The 20108-nt window shown below is 66.5% G+C and carries 16 protein-coding genes; 11 read left to right on the top strand and 5 right to left on the bottom strand.

The window, feature by feature from the left end; translation table 11 throughout:
- Positions 1 to 10 precede the first annotated feature (10 nt).
- From AB3147_RS19735 to AB3147_RS19695, 9 genes are all read left to right on the top strand, one after another.
- Positions 11 to 3199 carry a multidrug efflux RND transporter permease subunit gene (locus AB3147_RS19735; protein ID WP_367352758.1) on the top strand — a complete coding sequence of 1063 codons (3189 nt, stop codon included), beginning with the start codon at positions 11 to 13 and terminating at the stop codon, positions 3197 to 3199.
- Positions 3196 to 4743 (top strand): efflux transporter outer membrane subunit, encoded by a 1548-nt coding sequence (locus AB3147_RS19730; RefSeq protein WP_367352757.1) that lies wholly within the window; start codon positions 3196 to 3198, stop codon positions 4741 to 4743. The genes AB3147_RS19735 and AB3147_RS19730 overlap by 4 nt, the downstream gene beginning before the upstream one ends.
- Positions 4740 to 6230: an alpha/beta hydrolase gene (locus tag AB3147_RS19725; RefSeq protein ID WP_367352756.1), complete on the top strand. Its 1491-nt coding sequence runs from the start codon at positions 4740 to 4742 to the stop codon at positions 6228 to 6230. The genes AB3147_RS19730 and AB3147_RS19725 overlap by 4 nt, the downstream gene beginning before the upstream one ends.
- Positions 6227 to 7213 carry an AI-2E family transporter gene (locus AB3147_RS19720; RefSeq protein ID WP_175185702.1) on the top strand — a complete coding sequence of 329 codons (987 nt, stop codon included), beginning with the start codon at positions 6227 to 6229 and terminating at the stop codon, positions 7211 to 7213. The genes AB3147_RS19725 and AB3147_RS19720 overlap by 4 nt, the downstream gene beginning before the upstream one ends.
- A gap of 73 nt (positions 7214 to 7286) precedes the next feature.
- Entirely contained in the window at positions 7287 to 8708 is a 1422-nt protein-coding gene (locus AB3147_RS19715; protein WP_239215527.1) for a basic amino acid/polyamine antiporter, read from the top strand.
- A gap of 16 nt (positions 8709 to 8724) precedes the next feature.
- Positions 8725 to 9966: an arginine deiminase gene (gene arcA / locus AB3147_RS19710; protein ID WP_175124296.1), complete on the top strand. Its 1242-nt coding sequence runs from the start codon at positions 8725 to 8727 to the stop codon at positions 9964 to 9966.
- An 82-nt stretch (positions 9967 to 10048) separates the two neighbouring features.
- Positions 10049 to 11479, top strand: coding sequence for a basic amino acid/polyamine antiporter (locus AB3147_RS19705; protein WP_367352755.1), 1431 nt, complete (start codon positions 10049 to 10051; stop codon positions 11477 to 11479).
- A gap of 27 nt (positions 11480 to 11506) precedes the next feature.
- Complete coding sequence (locus tag AB3147_RS19700; RefSeq protein ID WP_191579198.1) at positions 11507 to 13327, top strand: SLC13 family permease; 1821 nt, start codon at positions 11507 to 11509, stop codon at positions 13325 to 13327.
- 30 nt (positions 13328 to 13357) lie between these two features.
- Complete coding sequence (locus AB3147_RS19695) at positions 13358 to 14752, top strand: metal-dependent hydrolase family protein (protein ID WP_367352754.1); 1395 nt, start codon at positions 13358 to 13360, stop codon at positions 14750 to 14752.
- A gap of 101 nt (positions 14753 to 14853) precedes the next feature.
- Here AB3147_RS19695 and AB3147_RS19690 read toward each other — a convergent pair whose 3' ends face one another.
- From AB3147_RS19690 to AB3147_RS19675, 4 genes are all read right to left on the bottom strand, one after another.
- Complete coding sequence (locus AB3147_RS19690) at positions 14854 to 15843, bottom strand: DUF4105 domain-containing protein (RefSeq protein ID WP_367352753.1); 990 nt, start codon at positions 15841 to 15843, stop codon at positions 14854 to 14856.
- A gap of 37 nt (positions 15844 to 15880) precedes the next feature.
- Positions 15881 to 16498 carry a YiiX family permuted papain-like enzyme gene (locus AB3147_RS19685; protein WP_367352752.1) on the bottom strand — a complete coding sequence of 206 codons (618 nt, stop codon included), beginning with the start codon at positions 16496 to 16498 and terminating at the stop codon, positions 15881 to 15883.
- The gene (locus AB3147_RS19680) at positions 16495 to 16662 is read right to left on the bottom strand and encodes a hypothetical protein (protein ID WP_174245436.1); all 168 of its coding nucleotides are present in this window, start codon (positions 16660 to 16662) and stop codon (positions 16495 to 16497) included. The genes AB3147_RS19685 and AB3147_RS19680 overlap by 4 nt, the downstream gene beginning before the upstream one ends.
- 117 nt (positions 16663 to 16779) lie before the next feature.
- Positions 16780 to 17478: a DUF3313 domain-containing protein gene (locus AB3147_RS19675; protein WP_175138635.1), complete on the bottom strand. Its 699-nt coding sequence runs from the start codon at positions 17476 to 17478 to the stop codon at positions 16780 to 16782.
- A gap of 232 nt (positions 17479 to 17710) precedes the next feature.
- Between AB3147_RS19675 and AB3147_RS19670 the strand changes: the two genes are divergently transcribed.
- On the top strand, positions 17711 to 17905 hold the full coding sequence (locus AB3147_RS19670; RefSeq protein ID WP_175124291.1) for a hypothetical protein: 195 nt from the start codon (positions 17711 to 17713) through the stop codon (positions 17903 to 17905).
- A 135-nt stretch (positions 17906 to 18040) separates the two neighbouring features.
- A complete protein-coding gene (locus AB3147_RS19665) occupies positions 18041 to 18673 on the top strand; it encodes an FMN-binding negative transcriptional regulator (protein ID WP_175124290.1) in 633 nt (210 codons plus the stop codon).
- Positions 18674 to 18677: 4 nt separating this feature from the next.
- Here the strand turns inward: AB3147_RS19665 and AB3147_RS19660 are convergent, their stop codons facing one another.
- Complete coding sequence (locus AB3147_RS19660; RefSeq protein ID WP_367352751.1) at positions 18678 to 20048, bottom strand: MFS transporter; 1371 nt, start codon at positions 20046 to 20048, stop codon at positions 18678 to 18680.
- Between the last annotated feature and the right edge of the window lie 60 nt (positions 20049 to 20108).

Below are 20108 nucleotides of genomic sequence, written 5' to 3'. Positions count from 1 at the left end.
GGAGTCGGTCATGGGCTCATTCTTCGTCTTGCGGCCGGTATTCGCCTGGGTGGTGGCGTTGTTCCTGTTGCTGTTCGGGCTGATCGCGGTGGTGCTGCTGCCGGTGGAGCAATACCCGAACATCGCGCCGCCTTCGATCACCATCCAGGCGACCTTCCGGGGCGCCGACACCACCACCATCGACCGCACGGTCACCTCCATCATCGAAGAGGAGATGAACGGGGTCGACAACTTCCTGTACATGGCGTCGGTCAGCCGCGCCAACGGCACGTCGCAGATCACGGTGACGCTGCAGCCGGGCACGGATCTGGACGTCGCTCGCAGCCAGGTGCAGGACCGCCTGAGCCGGGTCGAACCCCGGCTGCCGCAGGAAGTCCGCCAGCTAGGCGTGGCGGTGACCAAGGCGTCGTCCGGCTTCCTGATGCTGCTGGCGCTGCAATCGGAAAGCGGCAACGTCAGCGCCGTCGAGATGGGCAATTTCGCGTCCAACAACATCCTCAACGAGCTGCGCCGTATCCGCGGGGTGGGCGACGTGCAGCTGTTCGGCTCGTCTTACGCGATGCGGATCTGGCTCGACGAACGCAAGCTGGCCAGCTTCCAGATGTCGGCCAGCGACGCGATGCGTGCGGTGCAGGAACAGAATGCACAGACGATCGGCGGGTCGCTGGGCGATCTGCCGCTGGCGCGCGGCGCGGACTTCAACGCACAGATCGTGGCGCAGAGCCGCTTTTCCACACCGGAGCAGTTCCGGCAGGTCATCCTGCGCGTCAACAACGACGGCTCGCTGGTGCGCCTGGGCGACGTGGCGCGGGTTGAGCTGGGCAACGAAAGCTACAACTTCCGGCTCAGCGTCAACGGCAAGGAGGCCGCCGGCATCGCCATCCAGCTGGCCAACGACGCCAACGCGCTGGACGTGGCACGGCAGGTGCGGCAGCGCATGGCCGAGCTGGAGCCCGTGTTTCCGGCGGGCGTCGGCTGGACGGTGCCGTTCGACACCACGCCCTTCATCACCACGTCCATCAGCTCGGTGCTGGTCACCATGGTCGAAGCGCTGTTGCTGGTCACGGCAATGGTGTTCCTGTTCCTGCAAAGCTGGCGCAGCACGCTGATCCCCACGCTGATCGTGCCGATCGCGCTGATCGGCACCTGCGCGGGCCTGTTCCTGTTTGGGGCGTCCATCAACCTGCTGTCGCTCTTTGGCATGGTGGTGGCGATCGGGGTGCTGAACGATGACGCCATCGTGGTGTCGGAAAACGTCGCGCGGATCATGCAGGACGAGAAGATTTCCGCGCCGGAAGCGACGCGCAAGGCGGTCGGCCAGGTGTGGGGGCCGATCATCGCCAGCACGCTGGTGCTGGTAGCGGTGTTCGTGCCGATGGCGATGTTTCCCGGTTCCAGCGGCGCCATCTACCGCCAGTTCTCCATCACGCTGTCCGTGGCGATCGTCGTGTCGACCGTGCTGGCGCTGTCGCTGGGCGCCGCGTTGTGCGCCACGCTGCTCAAGCTGCCGGACGGCAAGCCGCCCAAGGGCCGGATCTCGAAGGGCAAGCAGTGGGTTTTCGACAAGTTCAACAGCGGCTTTGACGCGATGACACGCCAGTACGTGCGCGCGGTCGAACACATGCTGGTGCGGCCGCTGCGCTGGATGCTGATATTCCTGGGCGTCTGCGGCCTGACGGTGTTTCTGTTCTCGCGCCTGCCGGGCGGCTATCTGCCGCTGGAAGACCAAGGCTACTTCTTCGTGTCGTACACCGGCGCGCCCGGCACCACGGCCGACCAGACCGAGGCCGCCGTGCAGCAGGCCGAAAGCCAGCTGCGCCAGTTGCCGGCCGTGCGCAACGTGGCGTCGGTGGTCGGGTTCAACTTCTTCGGCCAGGGGCAGACGGCGGCGCTGTCGTTCGTGGACTTGCACCCGTGGAGCGAGCGCACCGATCGGGCCGAGGCCGTCGACGCGCTGGTCGGGCGCAGCAACCTGGCGTTCCGGTCGATTCCGCAGGCGATGATCTTCGCGCTGAATCCGCCGCCCATCCCGTCGATGGGCAACGCGTCGGGCTTTTCCATGAAGGTGCAGGACCGCACCGCGCAGGGCGGCGCGGGTCTGGCCGCCACCGGCGCAGCAATGATCGCGGCCGCCGCGGCCAGCCCGGTGCTGACCGGCGTGCGGCTGGACGGCATGCCGCCGGGACCGCGCCTGTATGTCGAGATCGACCGGGTGCACGCACGCGCATTGGGGCTGCAGGTCGCGCAGGTCAACCAGGCGCTGACGCTGGCGTTCGGGTCGAACTACGTCAATGACTTCCTGCTCGACGGTTCGGTGCAGCGGGTGTTCATCCAGGCCGAGGCCGACCAGCGCATGCAGCCGCAGGACATTGCCGCCTTGCAGTTGCCGAACAACCGGGGCGAGATGGTGCCGTTCTCGGCGTTCTCGCGGATGCGCTGGATCGACGGCCCGCAGCAACTGGAGCGCTACAACGGCTTTCCGTCCATCACCATCTCGGGCGAGGCCGCCGCCGGGCGCTCCAGCGGCGTGGCGCTGGCCGAGATGGAGGCGATTGCCGGACGCGTCCTGCCGCAAGGCATCACCTATGAATGGACGGGCACGGCGTACGAAGAACGCCAGGCGGGCAATCAGGTGGCGCTGCTGCTGGGCCTGTCGCTGATCGTGGTGTTCCTGCTGCTGTCGGCGCTCTACGAAAGCTGGTCCGTGCCGGTGTCCGTGCTGCTGATCCTGCCGTTCGGCATTCTGGGCGCGGCGGCGTTCACGCTCGGGCGGGGCATGTCGGCGGACATCTATTTCAATATCGGGCTGGTCACGATCATTGGCCTGGCCGCCAAGAACGGCATCCTGATCGTGGAGTTCGCCTTGAAAGAGGAGCTGGAAGGGCGCGACCGCAAAGAGGCGGTGGTCGATGCCGCCCGGCAGCGTCTGCGTCCCATCATCATGACCAGCATCACCTTCGTGCTGGGCATGCTGCCGCTGGTGCTGGCCACCGGCGCCGGCGCGGCCAGCCGTCAGGCGGTGGGCACGAGCGTGATGGGCAGCATGCTGACCGCCACGCTGTTCGGCGTTTTCTTCACGCCGCTGTTCTACATGGTTGCGCGGCGCTGGTCGGGGCCGCGCAAGAATGCGGCCAAGCCCGGGTCCACGCCTGCTGCCAGCGTTCCGGCCAAGGCCGAAGAGCGGGGAGAGACCCCATGAGGCCGGCGCGCATTGCCATCTTGGCGCTGATGGGCTGGGGGCTGGCCGGCTGCAATTTCGCGCCGGAGCACCGCCAGCCGGAAGTCGCGACGCCTGCGGTATTTCCGGGCGAGGTCCCGCCGGATGCGGTGGCGGCGCAGGACGTTACGTGGGAGCAGTTCTTCGGCGATCCGCAACTCAAGCGCCTGATCGCCCGGTCGCTGGAACTGAACCAGGATCTGGCCGCAGCCACGGCGCGGATCGAGCAGGCGCGCGCCTTCTACCGCATCGAACGCGCCAACCAGCTGCCGCAACTGGATGCCGGCGCGGCCGCGTCGCGCAACCAGCAGCCGCTGACCGTGCTGGATCCGGCGCTGGCGGGGTCGCGGCAGACCGTGCAGTTCAACCAGTTCAGCGCCCAGGTGATGGTCTCGTCCTTCGAGCTGGATTTCTGGGGGCGGATCCGGAACCTGACCGCCTCCGCGTTGCAGCAATACCTGGCGACCGTGGAAGGGCGGCGGGCATTCCGTCTGTCGCTGATTGCAAACGTCGCCTCGACCTATTACGACGCCCGGGCGGGCGAGGAGGGCATCGCGCTGGCGCAGCGCACGGTCGAAACCCGCAGCTATGCGCTGCGCGTCGCCAAGGACCGGCTGGACGCCGGCGTGACCTCGCTGGTCGACTTCGAGCAGTCGGCCATCCTGCTGACGCAGGCGCAGACCCAGCTCGCCGAGTGGCAGCGCGCCACGGCGGCGCACTGGAACCGTCTGTGGGTGCTGGTGGGCGAAGACCTGCAGCGGGAGATGACCGTTGGGCCGCCGATTGAGGCCGCGGGCCAGTTCGATGCGCTCAGTCCCGGCCTGCCGTCGTCACTGCTTGTCGTAAGACCCGACATCCGCCAGGCCGAGAACCGCTTGCGCAGCGCCAACGCCAACATCGGCGCGGCGCGCGCAGCCCTGTTTCCGCGCATTGCGCTGACCGGTTCGTTCGGCTATGCCTCCACCGAGCTGTCGGACCTCTTTTCGTCGCCCAGCCAGATCTGGAACATCGGCGCTGGAATCGGGTGGCCGATCTTCGATTACGGGCAGCGGCGCGCGGCGGTGGATCTTGCCACGGCGCAGCGCGACGAACTGGTCGCCAACTACCGCAAGACGGTACAGACGGCGTTCAGCGAAGTGGCCACCGCGTTGGAGAACCGCAAGCGCTTCCAGGAGCAGGTGACCGCGCAGGAAACGGCGATCCAGGCGCAGCGCCGCCTGGCCGAGACTGCCGAGCTGCGCTACATGAACGGCATCTCGATCTACCTGGAAGTCGTGGACGCCCGGCGCGGATTGTTCAATGCAGAGCAACAGATGCTGACGCTGCGCGCGTCGCAGCTTCAGAACGGCGTGTCGCTGTATGTCGCGCTGGGGGGCGGGGATGAGCAGCCGCAGGTGGTGATGGCGGGATCGCCGCCGGGCGCGGGAGGGTCGGCAGGCGACCCTGCGGCAGGCGGTCCTGCGGCCAACGGTCCGCCCGCCATGTCTACCCCCGTTCCGCCGCCCGGCGTGGGAGCCCCCCAGTGAACGCCGGCAAGCCCGTCAGCGCCAGCCCGCGCCCGGGGTGGCGCAGGCTGCGCAAAGCCGTGTTCATCCTTGCCGGCCTTGCCGTGCTGGTCGTCGTCACGCTGATGGGCGTTCGCCTGTACGACATCCAGCAGGGCCCGCCGCTGGCCGCCTGGCACACCTATGTCCCGCGGGAACTGGACGCCGAACGCCTGGACCACAGCACCTGGGACGATTACCTCGCGCACGAGGACGCGCTTTTCGCGCTGGTCCGGCAGAACGTAGGCGACAAGCTGCTGCCGGAGGACAAGGTGGACAGCAACCGCTATTTCGCGGACGCCAAGGTCTACCCCGAACACTTCGCGCACGACTGGAACCGGTCATTCGTCCTGACGCCGGCGGGAGAGCCGCAGGGCGTGGCCGTGCTGTTGCATGGCCTGACGGATTCGCCCTACAGCCTGCGCCACGTCGCCGCGCATTACCAATCCGTCGGCTACGTGGCGATCGCCATCCGGATGCCGGGCCACGGCACGGTGCCGGGCGGGCTGACGGACGCGCACTGGGAGGATTGGGCGGCCGCGACGCGTCTGGCGGTGCGCGAAGCGCGGCGCCGGGTGCCCGCACCCAAGCCGCTGCATATGGTGGGCTTTTCCAACGGCGGGGCGCTGGCGCTGATGCACACGCTGGAAGCGCTGGACAATCCCAAGCTCGACAAGCCCGACCGCCTGGTGCTGCTGTCGCCGATGGTCGGCATCACGTCGTTCGCGCGCTTTGCGGGCGTGGCCGGGCTGCCCGCCATCCTGCCCGCGTTCGCCAAGGCCGCGTGGCTGAGCATCGTGCCGGAGTTCAACCCGTTCAAGTACAACTCGTTCCCGGTCCACGCGGCGCGCCAGTCGTTCGAACTGACGCAGACGCTGCAGGACAGGCTGGTTGCGCAGCAGCGATCCGGCGGCCTGGAGCGTCTGCCGCCCATCATCACGTTCCATTCGGTGCTGGACTTCACGGTCAGCACGCGCGCGCTGATCAACGCCCTGTATGCGCGCCTGCCCGCCAACGGCAGCGACCTGGTGCTGTTCGACCTGAACCGCGCCACCAAGCTCGGGCCGCAGTTCCGCCGCGGCGTGGCCTGGCAGCTGGCGGGCACGCTGCCAGGCGAAAAGCGCAATTACCGGCTGACGCTCGTCACCAACGCCAGCCCCACGTCTAGCGCCATGATCGAGCGCGTCATCGAGCCGAACGCGACCGCGGTCGTGGAACGCGCCATCGGCATGGACTACCCGCGCGAGGTCTATTCGCTGTCGCACGTGGCGCTGCCGTTTCCGACCGACGACGCGCTGTACGGCACGCACCCGGACAACATCGAGGAATTCGGCATCAGCCTGGGCGCCATGTCCATGCGCGGCGAGGTCGGGGCTTTCGTGATCGGCATGGATACGCTGACCCGGCTGACCTCCAATCCGTTCTATGCCTATCTGGTCAAGCGCGTTGATGGGGTGATACCAAGATGATGTCTTTCGCACTGTCCGGCATTTTCGCCATCCTGCTGCTGGGGCTTTTGTACCTGGCCAGCCCGGTGTTCGTGCCGTTGACGTTCGCGCTGTTCGTGATCTGCCTGGTCGCGCCGCTGCGTCAGTACCTGGGCCGCAAGATGCCCGCGCCGCTCGCCGCGATCCTGGCGTTGGTGGTGACGCTGGTCGTGTCGGTGGTGTTCCTGTCGCTGGCGGCCTGGGGCTTCAGCCTGGTCGCGCAGTGGGTCATGGCCAACGCCGCGCGCTTCCAGCGCCTGTTCACGCTAGAGACCGAAATGCTGCACCCGCACGGCGCGATGGCGATCCAGATGTTCCAGGACAGCTTCAACGTGTCATGGCTGGTGCGGGCGATCCAGGAAGTGGCGCTGCGGATCAATAGCATGCTGGGCATGATCTTCATCGCCTTCGTCTTCATTGCGCTCGGGCTGTTCGAACTGGACGAGGCGCCGGAGCGGCTGACCCGCCTGCTGGGCGAGGCAAGGGCGCAGCGCTGGATGGCGGTCGCCCGCGAGGTGGCAAGCAAGCTGCGCTGGTACATGGTGATCCGCACCATCGCCAGCGTGCTGACGGGCGTGACCGTCTGGCTGTTTGCGATCTACGCCGGGCTGGAGCTGGCGACCGCCTGGGGCGGGCTGGCGTTCCTGCTGAACTACATCCCGTTCCTGGGGCCGCTGGTGGCGACGGTGTTTCCGGCGTTCTTCGCGTTCGTGCAATACGGATCGTTGCAGACGAGCATTCTGGTGCTGGTCGTCTTGAACTGCATCCAGATCGTCTACGGCTGCTATCTGGAACCCCGGCTGGCCGGCAGCGCGTTTTCGCTGTCGCCGCTGATGGTGATGTTTGCGGTGTTTTTCTGGGGGTTGGTGTGGGGCATACCGGGCACGTTCATCGGCGTGCCGCTTCTTATCACGATGACCACGGTGTACGGCGCCAGCCGCAGTTTGCGCGTTACCCGCGGCTGAGCCGGCCGTCCCGGGCAGCATCCGGGACGGCGGCCGACCTGCTCACGTCTTTGCTCAATACTGGAGGTGCATGATGGAAAGCGGTACTCCCAAGAAGCTTGGATTGCTTGCCCTGACGGGCATGGTGGTGGGGTCGATGATCGGCGCCGGGATCTTTTCGCTGCCCCGGACCTTTGGCGGGGCAACGGGCGTGGTTGGGGCGGTGATCGCCTGGATCATTGCGGGCGCGGGCATGTACACGCTGGCGCGCGTGTTCCAGGCGCTGGCCGAGCGCAAGCCCGACCTGGACGCGGGCGTCTTTGCGTATGCCAAGGCCGGGTTTGGCAATTACCTGGGCTTTCTGTCCGCGTTTGGATACTGGATCGGCAGCTGCATCGGCAACGTGTCGTATTGGGTGCTGATCAAATCGACGCTGGGCGCCTTCTTTCCCGTCTTTGGCGACGGCAACACGGTCATCGCAATCGCTGTGGCGTCCGTGGGCATCTGGATGTTCCACTTCATGATCCTGCGCGGGGTGCAGCAGGCGGCGTTCATCAATGCCGTGGTGACCGTGGCCAAGATCATCCCGATCGTGGTGTTCATCATCGTGCTGTTCGTGGCCTTCAAGGTTGACCTCTTCCGCATCAATTTCTGGGGCGACATGAGCGGCTACAGCCTGTTTGAGCAGGTGAGGCGAACCATGCTGGTGACGGTCTTCGTCTTTCTGGGCATCGAGGGCGCCAGCGTTTATTCCCGCTTCGCGTCGAAGCGTTCGCACGTGGGGGTGGCCACGCTGATCGGGTTTGTGACCGCGCTGCTGCTGATGGTGCTGGTGTCTCTGCTGCCCTATGCCGCCATGCAACAGACCGACATCGCGGCGCTGCGCCAGCCGTCCATGGCCGGCGTACTGGAGTCGGTGGTTGGGCCGTGGGGCGCCGTGTTCGTCAGCGTCGGTCTGCTGATCTCGGTGCTGGGCGCGTATCTGGCCTGGTCGCTGATCTGCGCCGAAGTGATGCACGCGGCAGCAAAGACGGAAGACATGCCGCGCGCGTTCGCCCGCGAGAACAAGAACGGCGTGCCGGTCGTCGCGCTGTGGGTGACCAACATCATCGTGCAGCTTTTCGTCATCAGCACGTACTGGTCACGCGATGCGTTTTCGCTGATGCTCAGCCTGACCAGCGCGATGTCGCTGATTCCGTACCTGCTGGTCGCGGGGTTCGGCTGGCAGCTCGCCAAGCGCGGCGAAACCTACGTCGGCGGCAAGGACCAGAAGCGCGATCTCACACTTGCCAGCATCGCGGCCGTCTACACGCTTTTCATGATCTTCGCCGGCGGCTTGAAGTTCCTGCTGCTGTCGGCGCTGTTGTATGCACCCGGGTCGGTCCTGTACTTCTGGGCCCGGCGCGAGCAGGGCCGGAAATTCTTCACCGGCTGGGAGTTGGTCGTTTTCATCGTGGCATGCGTCGGAGCCCTGGCCGCCATCGTGGGCCTGATCTACGGCTGGATTGCCATCTAACGTCTGGGAGCTAGTCATGGCTGATACCGAGGAATTTGGAGTCCATTCAGAAGTCGGGCAATTGCGCACGGTGATGGTCTGCGCGCCAGGACGCGCCCACGAAAGATTGACGCCCTCCAATTGTGATGCGCTGCTGTTTGACGACGTCATGTGGGTCGACAACGCGAAACGCGACCATTTCGACTTCATGACGAAGATGCGGGACCGCGGCGTGGACGTCGTGGAAATGCACAACCTGCTGGCCGAAACGGTCGCGATACCTGAAGCGAAGAAGTGGATCCTGGACAACCAGGTCGTGGCGAACCAGGTTGGCCTGGGCCTGCTCGACGAGATCCGCAGTTACCTGGACGGCTTGCCGGCGCGCAAGCTGGCCGAGACCCTGATCGGCGGGCTGTCGACCGAGGAGTTCCCCGAGTCGATCGGCGGCGAACAGCTCACGCTCATCAAGGAAGCCGCCGGCGTCACGGAATACCTGCTGCCGCCGCTGCCCAACACGCTGTACACGCGTGATACGACCTGCTGGATCTACGGCGGCGTCACGCTCAATCCGCTTTATTGGCCCGCGCGGCACGAAGAGACGATCCTGACGTCGTCCATCTACAAGTTCCATCCGCGCTTTGCCGGCAAGGTGAACGTCTGGTGGGGCGACCCCACCGCCGACCATGGACTGGCCACGCTGGAGGGTGGCGACGTCATGCCCATCGGCAACCGGACGGTGATGATCGGCATGAGTGAACGCACGTCGCGCCAGGCCATCAGCCAGCTGGCGGCCAGCCTGTTCGCCAAGAATGCGGCAGACCGGGTGATCGTGGCGGCCATGCCCAAGCTGCGGGCGGCCATGCACCTGGACACCGTGCTGACCTTTGCCGACCGCGATTGCGTGCTGATGTATCCCGACATCGTCAACAACATCCAGGCGTTCTCCTATCGGCCGGGCAGCGCGCCGGGGTCGCTGGAGCTGCACAAGGACAAGGGGTCCCTCGTGGACGTGATCGGCGAGGCGTTGGGCATCAAGAAGATGCGCGTCGTCGAGACCGGCGGCAACGCCTATCTGCGCGAGCGCACGCAGTGGGACAGCGGCGCCAACCTGGTTTGCATCTCGCCCGGGGTCGTGCTGGCGTATGACCGCAATGTCTACACCAACACGCTCTTGCGCAAGGCGGGGATCGAGGTCGTCACCTTTGTCGGCGCCGAACTGGGCCGGGGCCGGGGCGGCGGGCACTGCATGACGTGCCCGATTTCGCGGGATCCCGCCTAGCGGCGCACTGCCGCGCGCGGCCATCCCTTAAAAGGGCGGCCGCGCGGGCGCGCAACCACCGGATCGCTTTCAGGAGAAGAACGTGAGCGGGGAAACTGCCAAACTTTCTCGCATGGCGCTGGCCGCCATGGTGGTGGGATCGATGGTGGGCGCGGGAATCTTTTCGCTGCCCAGCGTCTTTGCGCGCAATACCGGGCCGGTGGGCGGTCTGGTGGCCTGGGCCATTGCCGGCACGGGCATGTTGACGCTGGCGATGGTGTTCCAGTTCCTGTCGCGCCGGCGCCCCGATCTGGACGCCGGCATCTTCGCGTATGCCAAGGCCGGATTCGGGCTGTATCTGGGCTTTCTGGCGGCGCTGGGCTACTGGACGGCCGCCTGCCTGGGCAACGTCAGTTATTTCGTCATCTTCAAGGGAACGCTGGGCGCCGTCCTGCCGTTCTTCGGCGACGGCGATACCGTGTCTGCCGTGCTGGTGTCGTCGGTGCTGCTGTGGTCCACCCATTTCCTGATCCTGCGGGGCATCCGGCAGGCGGCGGGCATGAACACGGTCGTGACCATCGCCAAAGTCGTGCCCATCGCCATCTTCATTGTCTTCGCCGCGTTTGCCGTGGACCTGGACGTGCTGCGCGCCAACATTGCCGAAGGGCTCAGCGGCGGGGGCAAGGGCAGTCTTTTCGAACAGGTGCGCAACACGATGCTGGTCACGGTGTTCGTGTTCCTGGGCGTGGAGGGCGCCAGCGTCTATTCCCGCTACGCCAAGCGCCGAGAGGACGTGGCGGTGGCGACAATCGTCGGGTTCTTGCTGGTGCTGGCGCTGCTGGTGCTGGTGACGATGCTGTCGTATGGCGTGCTGCCGCGCGCGGAACTGGCCTCGCTGCGCAACCCGTCCATGGCGGGCGTGCTGCGGGCCGCGGTCGGACCGTGGGGCAGCATGCTGGTCAGCGTGGGGCTGATGGTGTCGGTGGCGGGCGCCTACCTGGCGTGGATCCTGCTGGCCGCCGAAGTGCTGCGCGCCGCGGCGGGCGCGGGCATCATGCCGTCGTTTCTGGGCCGGGAAAACCGCCACGGCGTGCCGGCGGCGGCACTGTGGCTCAGCAACGGCATCGTGCAGCTCTTTCTGATCGTCACGCTCTTCACCGAGGACACCTTCGTGCTGCTGAAGAACATGGCCAGTTCGATGAGCCTGATTCCGTACTTCTTCGTGGCGGCGTTCGGGCTGATGCTGGCGGTGCGGGGTGAAACTTATGACGGCTGGAGCCGGCGGCGCAAGATCGAGCTGGGGCTGGCGGTGGCGGCCACGGTCTATGCGGCCGGGCTGGTGTATGCGGGCGGTTTCCGGTATTTCGTCCTGTCTTGCGTCATCTACGCGCCGGGCACCATTCTTTTCCTGATATCGCGCCGCGAGCAGCGCGGCAACATCTTCGCGCCGTACGAGTGGCCGATCCTGCTGCTCGTGCTGGTGTCCTGCGGCATCGGCGTGTGGGCGATCAGCACGGGCAATACGGCGTTTTAGCCGAAAGGGGCAGGGGGCAGCACGGCAATGAGCAGCGAACTGGCGATTGTCCTCACCATTCTTTGTGCGGCCGTCGTGCTGTTCGTCATCGGGCGGCCGCGGTCGGATGCCGTCGCGCTGCTGGTCATGCTGCTGCTGCCGCTGAGCGGCACCGTGACCTACCGCGAGGCGCTGGACGGGTTCTCGAATCCCGCCATCATCCTGATCGCGTGCCTCTTCGTGGTCGGCGAGGGGCTGGTGCGGACCGGGGTGGCGCAGGCCGTCGGCGACCTGCTGCTGCGGCACGGCGGCAAGAGCGAGGGCTGGCTGGTGTTGCTGGTGATGGGGGCGGTCGGCGCGATGGGCGCCGTGATGAGCTCCACGGCCGTCGTGGCCATTTTCATCCCCATCGTGCTGCGGATCGCGCGCAAATCCGGCATGGCGGCCCGGCGGATCCTGATGCCGATGGGCGCGGCGGCGGCGATCAGCGGCATGCTGACGCTGGTGGCGACCACGCCGAATCTGGTGCTCAATAGCGCGCTCGGTTATGCGGGCTACGAGGGTTTCGGCTTTTTCGACTTCACGCCGATCGGGATCGTCGTCCTGGCGGGCGGCGTCGCCTACATGCTGTTCGCGCGCAAGCTCATCGACGCGGGCCAGGGGCCGCGCGCGCTGAACCGGCCCAGCCTGGGCGACTGGGCGACCAAATATTCGCTGCAGAACCGGGCATGCCGCCTGCTGGTGCAGACCGACTCGGACCTGGTGGGACGCCAGCTCGGACTGTGGGCGGGCGAACTCGGCAAGGCAGCATTCGTCATCGCCATCGAGCGCAACACGCGGTTCGCGCGGGCCGTCATGCGCGCGACGGCGGACGACGTGCTGGAGGCGGGCGACATCCTGCTCCTGGACAGGGATGCAGAGGGGTTCGATATCGACGGCTTTTGCAGCCGGCATCACCTGCGGCGGCTGGAGATGTCCGGCGTGTACTTCACGGATCAGGCCCGTGATGTGGGCATGGTGGAGGTCATTATCCCGTCGGAATCTCGGCTGGACGGCGCGAATGCGCGCGATTCCGTGGTGCTGGGGCGGCATGGACTTTTCGTCGTGGGCCTGTGGCGCGGCAAGGAGGCCAAGCGCGACCTGCCCGACGTGAAGATGCGCGTGGGCGATACGTTGCTGGTGGTCGGGCCGTGGGCGGGCATTTTTTCCCTGCAGGCCGAAGAGCACGATCTGGTCAGCCTGGCGATGCCGGTCGAAGCCGATTCGCTGGTGCCGGTGCCCAACCGCGCCATCCACGCGCTGCTCTCGCTGGCGACGGTGGTGTTCCTGATGCTGACCGACTGGGTGCCCAACGTGATGGCGGGGCTGATCGGCGCCCTGATGATGGGCCTGTTCGGCTGCGTGACGCTGGACGTGGCGTACCGGTCGATCAACTGGCGGGCGCTGATCCTGATCGTGGGCATGCTGCCGTTTGCGCTGGCGCTCAAGCGCAGCGGCGGCGTGGACCTGGCCGCGCAGTTCCTGCTGCACTATTCGGGCGATTGGGGCATCTACGGCCAGTTGGCGCTGGTGTTCGTGGCGACGGTGACGCTGGGCGTGGTGGTCTCCGGCACCGCGACGGCCGTGCTGATGGGCCCGGTCGCCATCAGCATCGCCGAAAGCCTGCACGCGTCTCCCTATGCATTTGCGATGACGGTGGCCATTGCGTCGTCGGCGGCGTTCATGTCGCCGGTGTCTACGCCCTCTAATGCGCTGGTCAGCGTGGCGGGCGGTTTCGGGTTTGCCGACTATCTGAAGATCGGGACACCACTTGCTGTGTTTTCGCTGGTGGTCAGCGTGCTGCTGATTCCGATCCTGTTTCCGTCCTGAGGGCGGATGACCCCATCCGGAGGTTCGATCATGTTTGTCAGGACTGGCATTGCATTCACGGCGGCATCGCTGATGCTTGGCGCTTCGCTGGCGCATTCCCATAGCTTGCCTGCGGCGCCGGCTGCCACGGCGCCGCCGCCGACCGCGCAGGCCGCGGCGGATTCGCGGATCCTGTTTGAAAACGTGCGCATCTTCGACGGCGTGTCCGGCGACCTGAGCCCGGCGAGCAGCGTTCTGGTTCACGGCAACGTCATCGAAAAAGTGTCGCGGGACAAGATCGCGGCAGACGGCGCTCGCATCATCGATGGCGGCGGCCGCACACTGATGCCGGGGCTGATCGATATGCATTGGCACAGCATGTTCGTGGGCGTGCCGCTGGCGGTGGCGATGACGCAGGATCCCACTTACCTGAACATCGTCGCGGGCGTCGAGGCGAAGAAGACGCTGATGCGCGGCTTCACCACGGTGCGTGACCTGGGCGGCTCGGCCTTCAGCCTGAAGCTGGCGGTGGACCAGGGCGTGATCCCCGGTCCGCGCATCTATCCGTCCGGCGCGATGATCAGCGTGACCAGCGGGCATGGTGACTTCCGCTCGATGGCGGACCTGCCGCGCACCCTGGGCGCGCCGGGCTCGCGGCACGATCTGTCCGGCGATAGCACGATCGCCGACAGCCCCGACGAAGTGCGCCTTCGCACGCGCGAACAGCTCATGCAGGGCGCGACGCAGATCAAGCTGACCGGCGGTGGAGGGGTGTCGTCACCGCACAGCCCGCTGGACGTGGTGACGTTCACCGAACCGGAGTTGCGCGCGGCGGTGGATGCCGCGACGGACTGGGGTACGTATGTGGCGGTGCACGCCTACACGCCCACCGCCATCCAGCGCGCCATCAAGGCGGGCGTGCAGAGCATCGAGCACGGCAGCATGATGGACGAGGAAACGGCCGAGCTGATGGCGCGCGCGGGCGTGTGGCTGAGCACGCAGCCCTTTCCGGACGAACTGGCCGACGCCTTTCCGCGAGGATCGGATCAATGGCAAAAGGCGCAGGAGGTCTTTGCCGGGACCGACCGGACCTACCAGCTGGCGATCAAGCACAAGCTCAAGACCGCGTTCGGCACGGACATCCTGTTTTCAAGCCAGTTGGCCGAGCAGCAGGGCCGCATCCTGGCAAGCCTGACGCGGTGGTACACGCCGGCGCAGACGCTCATCATGGCAACCGGCACGAACGCGGAGCTGCTGAAACTGTCGGGCAAGCGCAACCCCTACCGCGGCGATCTGGGTGTCGTGCGCGAAGGCGCGCTTGCCGACCTGCTGCTGGTCGATGGCGACCCGATCCAGGACATCAAGCTGATCGGCGATCCGGACAAGAACTTCCTGGTCATCATGAAGGATGGCGTCATCTACAAGGACGCAGTGCCCGTCCGTTGAGCGAGGCGTCCGCTCGTGGCGCTGGCGGACTTCCGGCGCGTGACGCGTGGCCGAGGCCGAGGCCGAGGCCGGCGTTCCCTAGGCGGCGCCGTGGACCCGGATCATTCAGGCGCGATGCCGGGCACGCCCTGCCGGATGTTGCGGGAGAATTCGGCAGGGTCGGCCGTGGCGCGGGCGCGGTCCGTGTAGCGGCCGCGGCGCCGGTACTCTGCGGCGCTGCCGGCCCCCCGCAGGGCGTCCAGTTTGTACAGGTATTCCGGCAGGTAGCCTGACAGAAGCTGGCGGTAGTCCATCGGCAATCCGGGCACGATGCGCCGGGCCATCTGGAAGACGATGGTGGTGCAGTTTGCCGTGAGCGTGTGATAGAAGCGGGGTGTTGTCTGTAGGCGGTTGGCGGCGTCGACGTAGGCCACGAAGAGTTCGCGCCCAGCGCCCTCGGGCATGTGGATACGGTACAGGTAGCCGTCTTCGCCGCGCACGTTGGTGCGCACCCGCAGACTGTCCGCTTCGGTCGAGGCGATCACGCTCAGTTCGTACTGCTTGAAAAAGCCGCCGATCTCGGAAAACCGGTCGCCCTGCTTGCGTCGGATTTCAACCGAGAACACCACGTGATCGTCGTCGCCAAATCCGAACGACACCAGCGCGTGGGCAATGGCGGGACGGCCCCAGTACGACAGGGCGACGTCCACCGATTGCAGCGTGTCCAGCGCATAACGCCGGGTTTCCCAGCGGGGCGTGTAGTCGGTGCGCGAACGCCAGTCGAAGTTGCGCACGTTGTGCAGCGTGACGGTGTTGCTATTGATGACGCCGTGGGTTTGGCGGGCGACTTCGGCAAGCCAGGGGCGGTCGTTGGACGGGCGGATGCGCAGCCACCACACGAGCACAACGGCTAGCGCCGCGCCATGCAGAACGAGGCCCGGCCACCAACGCGGCCATACCAGTCCGGCGATGGCCGCCAATGCCAACGTCACCCACGCCAGCACTACGACCAATTTCCATGCCGCTGAAAGCGGCGCGCGGATCCACAATGCCAGCGCACCCCAGCCCGTTTCCAGCGCAATGGCGATGCCCAGCAGGATGGAAACCGTCATTGCGCTCCTTGGACGGCGGTTGCGCCGCGCACTGCAATCAGAAGGTGCCTACCGTGACCAGCTGGTCGGACTCGAACATGGCGGCCGGGGAGATGATGGGTTCTTCCCACGGGATGTTCTTGCCGTAGCGTTCCCGCATCTTGGCCTGCACGGCAGGCGAGGCGAGATCGAAGCTTTTCAGCGGCGCCAGCGCGCCGACCTTCACGCCCAGTACGCGCTGATAGATTTTCCACACCAGCTCGGAGCAGTAGATCTGGTCGTCGGACCAGGCGAATACCAGATCGTAGGGCTTGCCGACGTAGGCGGCGCCCGCCTTCGCCAGCCGATCGCGCGCGTCGGGCGTCAGCAGGGAAGTGTCGCGCAGCCGCTTGACGACGTAATGGCCGCGCTCGCCTTGCGCGGTCCATTGAGAGAGGGGGGTGTAGCTGACGCGCGCCGCGGCCTCAAGCACGTAGGGCTGGCCTTGGCGCGTCACGATCATGCCCATGTGGCTGTAGGGCGAGTGCGTGGCTTGCTGGATGGCCAGGCTTTGCGCTGACCGGGACTGCTGGAACACCATGTCGCCCGTCTGGATGTCGGGCGCGGCGGCGGCCGCCATGGACAGCGCGGACAGCGCCGCCAGCGCTGCCGTACAGACCTTTGCCGCCAGCCTCACGGGCGCGCCCGCCCGGTCGCAGGCGTCTGCTTTTTGGCGCGCGGTTTGGCCGCGGGTTTTTCTTCCTTGGGCGGCGTGTCGAACTCTTGTTTGTTGCGTTCGCCGCGTGGCGTGTTTTCGGGGTGGGGTTTGGGAAATGCCCAGGGCTTCGTTTTCTGATCCATTGCATGTACTCCTTGCACAGGCGGAACAGTAGCATTAGCCGGCGGCCCTGGGTAAGTGAGGGTTGACGTCAATATTCATCACATCGTGATATGAAGGCGGAAAATGTCCGCCGCGCGTCATTTGGTCTTGGGTATTTCGCCGACCCAGATGCGGTCGAACTGCTCGCGGACCCGGCGCGCCCAGTCGTCGATGGCGCTTTGCACGTCGGCGGCGGTGGGCTTGCGGTTTTCCGGCAAATTGCTGCCTGTGACTGCGCCCAACGACGCGATCAGCAATTGGTTGGTGGTGGCATCGCGCGCCGAGGCTTCGATCAGCAGCCGCGCCGACTGGTCGCGCAGGCCTGCAGCCTTGGCAGTCTGGCCCAGCACATAACCAATGGGCACATACTCGCCGGGCCGCGGATCGCGGTCGTTGCGGAAGGTGCCGGTGATGGCGGCGCGCAGCCGCACCGAGCGCGGGGCTGGCGCGGAGATCAGCTGATAGCCCGCCTGCGTGAACTCCCGGCGCAGGGCCGCGTTCATGTAGGCCAGCACGCGCTGGCGCATCTCGGCGTCGTCACGGAAGTCCAGCTCGTCCGGCCGGTCGCCCGGAATGTAGGTGACGTCTTCCATGAGCAGCTTCTTGTCGAACTGGCTGCCGATCGGCGGACCCGGCCTGACCCAGATGCGGCCGCCGCTCCAATTGGGATCCTGCTGAAGCTGGCTTTGCGGTTCGCCGAGCGCGGTGGAATAGTCCTTGGCCTTGGGCAAATTGGTGCAGCCGGCCAGTCCGATGAGCGCGCAGCAGGCCGCGCGCAGTGCGAGGTTGGGCTTCATGGCTTTTTCCCTTGTCAGAAAAACGGCGCCCACGGCAGGCAGGCGCAAAACCGGCACGATCCTTGCTGGAAATTATCTGCCTGAACCGCGGCGCGGCGCGGCAATTTTTTCGCTCGCGCAATGCATCGCTGCGTCGCCGCCACATCATCCATCTGGCCATGCGAAAACGCTGTCTCGCTGGTATTGGCCAGCGCTACGATTGGCCTGTGCACATAGAAGGGGGAGAGTATCTATGGACACCGCCAACGAATGGTATGCCGCCGTCAAGGAATGGCAGCGGGCACGTGACGAACTGACCGACGCAATCGCTGCAATCCAGTGGCCCAATCCCACGGCAGGGTGCCTGGAAAACTACGACCGCGCTTTCGCGCATGAAACGCAGGCTCGCGAGCGCATGAACGCGGCGTACGGTCGATCCCGGCAATAGCGGCCGGACGGGCACGGGCGGTGTTCCGGGTGTGCGCCGCGCATGGCTCCATGAAAGGCAGGTTGTGTGGCTCTTTCAGTGGTGCCACGCGCGCGGTATGTTTTCGTTTTCCTCCCTACTGATCGCGCCGCTGCCATGTACCTGCCGTCCGCTTTTCGCGAAGATTCGCTGGAAATCCAGCACGAGTTCATCCGCGCCCACCCGCTGGGGGTTGTCTTCACCAGCGGAGAGGGCGGATTGATGGCGAATCACATCCCCTGTCTGCTGTATCCCGAAGGCGAGCATGGCGTCCTGCGCCTGCACGTGGCGCGCGCCAATCCGCAGTTGGCCGAGCTGGCCGCGGGACGCGAATGTCTGGTGGCTTTTCATGGCGCGCAGGCGTACATCACGCCGTCCTGGTACGCGACCAAGGCGGAAACGCACAAGGTCGTGCCGACCTGGAACTTCGTGGCCGTGCACGTGTGGGGCACGCCGGTGATCCAGGACGATCCGGCCTGGCTGCGCGCCCAGCTTGAGGCGCTGACCGACAGCCAGGAAAAGGCGCGCGTCCAGCCGTGGCGCGTGGACGAGGCGCCCGCCGATTTCATTGCCGCGCAGATGCGCGCCATTATCGGCGTCGAGATCCCCATTGCCCGTATCGAAGGCAAGTGGAAGGTCAGCCAGAACCGCAACGCGGCGGATCGCGAGGGCGTCGCCGAAGGCCTGGTCAGCGAACGCGGCGACGCGGTCATGGCCGGCCTGGTGGCCCGGCGCGGCAAAGGCGCCTAAGGCATCAGGGAGCGCCGCGCTTGGCGTGCGCGCCCCGGCCGGCCGCAAAGCATGCGATGGCCCCGGCTTGCAGCAGGGCGGCCGCAGCCAGGAAGCCGGGAAGCGTCAATCCCGAAGGCTGCAGCCACGTGCGCAGCGCGCCGAATGTCGCGGGCGCAAAGGCATACGCGCCTTGCGACAGCGCGACGATCAGCGGCACCACGCGTGCCGCCTGCTCGCGGGAAAATTCCGTCTGCGCGATCAGCGGCGGCAGCGACGTGGCGTTGCCGATGCCCGACCCAAACAGTACGACGCCCGTCCACAGCGCCCACGCATGGTCGGCGGCCAGCATCAGCACCAGCGATCCCGCAATCTGCATGGCGTATGCCGCGCAGGCTATCTTGCGGCGGTCGGCCCCTGGCGGCATCAGCCAGCCGACGAGCGAGCGGCCGGCGATGGCGCTGGCCGTCGCCAGTCCCATCGCCAGGCCTGCCGTCTGCGCGCCCAAGATCGGCGCCAGCAGTGACAGCAGGTGCGCGATCAAACCGATCTGGGCGAACAGCCCCAATGCCATGCCGGCGGCCAGCGTCACGAACGCCCGGTCTTGGCGCAGCTTGATCGCAAGTGTTGGCGTGGGCGGTGCGGCGCTTTCTTGCGCGGCGCGCGATGGGGCGGTGGCCGGGGGCGTGCCGCTAGATTGGATGCCGCCCGACGATGAGCCGGCCGACGATGAGCCGCCCGACGGGACGCCGCCCGACGGCACGCCGCCCGACGGCACGCCGCCCGACAAATCTCCGTCCGGCGCCTGGCCGATTTGCTGTGGGGTCACCTTGAACACCTTGTGCGACAGCACGGCAATGACGGCGACCATCGCAATGCCAACCCACAGGGCTGCCTGCGCGAAGCCGGCCTGCGCAATCAGGAACACCCATAGCGGCGAAAAGACGATGCCGCCGACGCTGGCGCCGTTGTACGCCATGCCCAGCGCGGCGGGTCGCCGCCGCACGAACCACGGGGCAATCAGCGCGTTGACGGCTGCCGCACCCAGCGTGACCCAGCCCATTCCGCTGACCACCGCGGCGGCATAAAGCTGCCACGGCGCCTGCGCCACCGCCCATCCCGCCACGCCCAGCGCCAACAGCGCCGCGCCGCCTGCGGTCGTGCGGGCGACGCCGATGCGCCGGTACAGACGCGGCAGATTGGCCACCACCACCGTGCCCGCCAGAAAATGCAGGGTGACCGCGCCCGACACCAGCCCGACGCTCCAGCCGGTGCGCTGGACGACGGCATGCAGGAAGACCGGCGGCCCGTAAAAGCCGACGCCCCAGCCGAAGATGGCGAGCATGAAGGTGGCGTAGAGGACTTTCCAGCCGAAAAAGGAAGGGGAAGCAGGCATGGGATGGCGTGGATGTTGTTTTCGTTGAGTCGAAGTATGCTTACGTCCTGCACACAACAC

This window comes from Achromobacter animicus (genome assembly GCF_040775605.1).
GTDB lineage: Bacteria > Pseudomonadota > Gammaproteobacteria > Burkholderiales > Burkholderiaceae_B > Achromobacter > Achromobacter animicus.
Note: the sequence above shows the minus strand (reverse complement) of the source record. Positions and strands in the feature narration are given on the sequence as shown.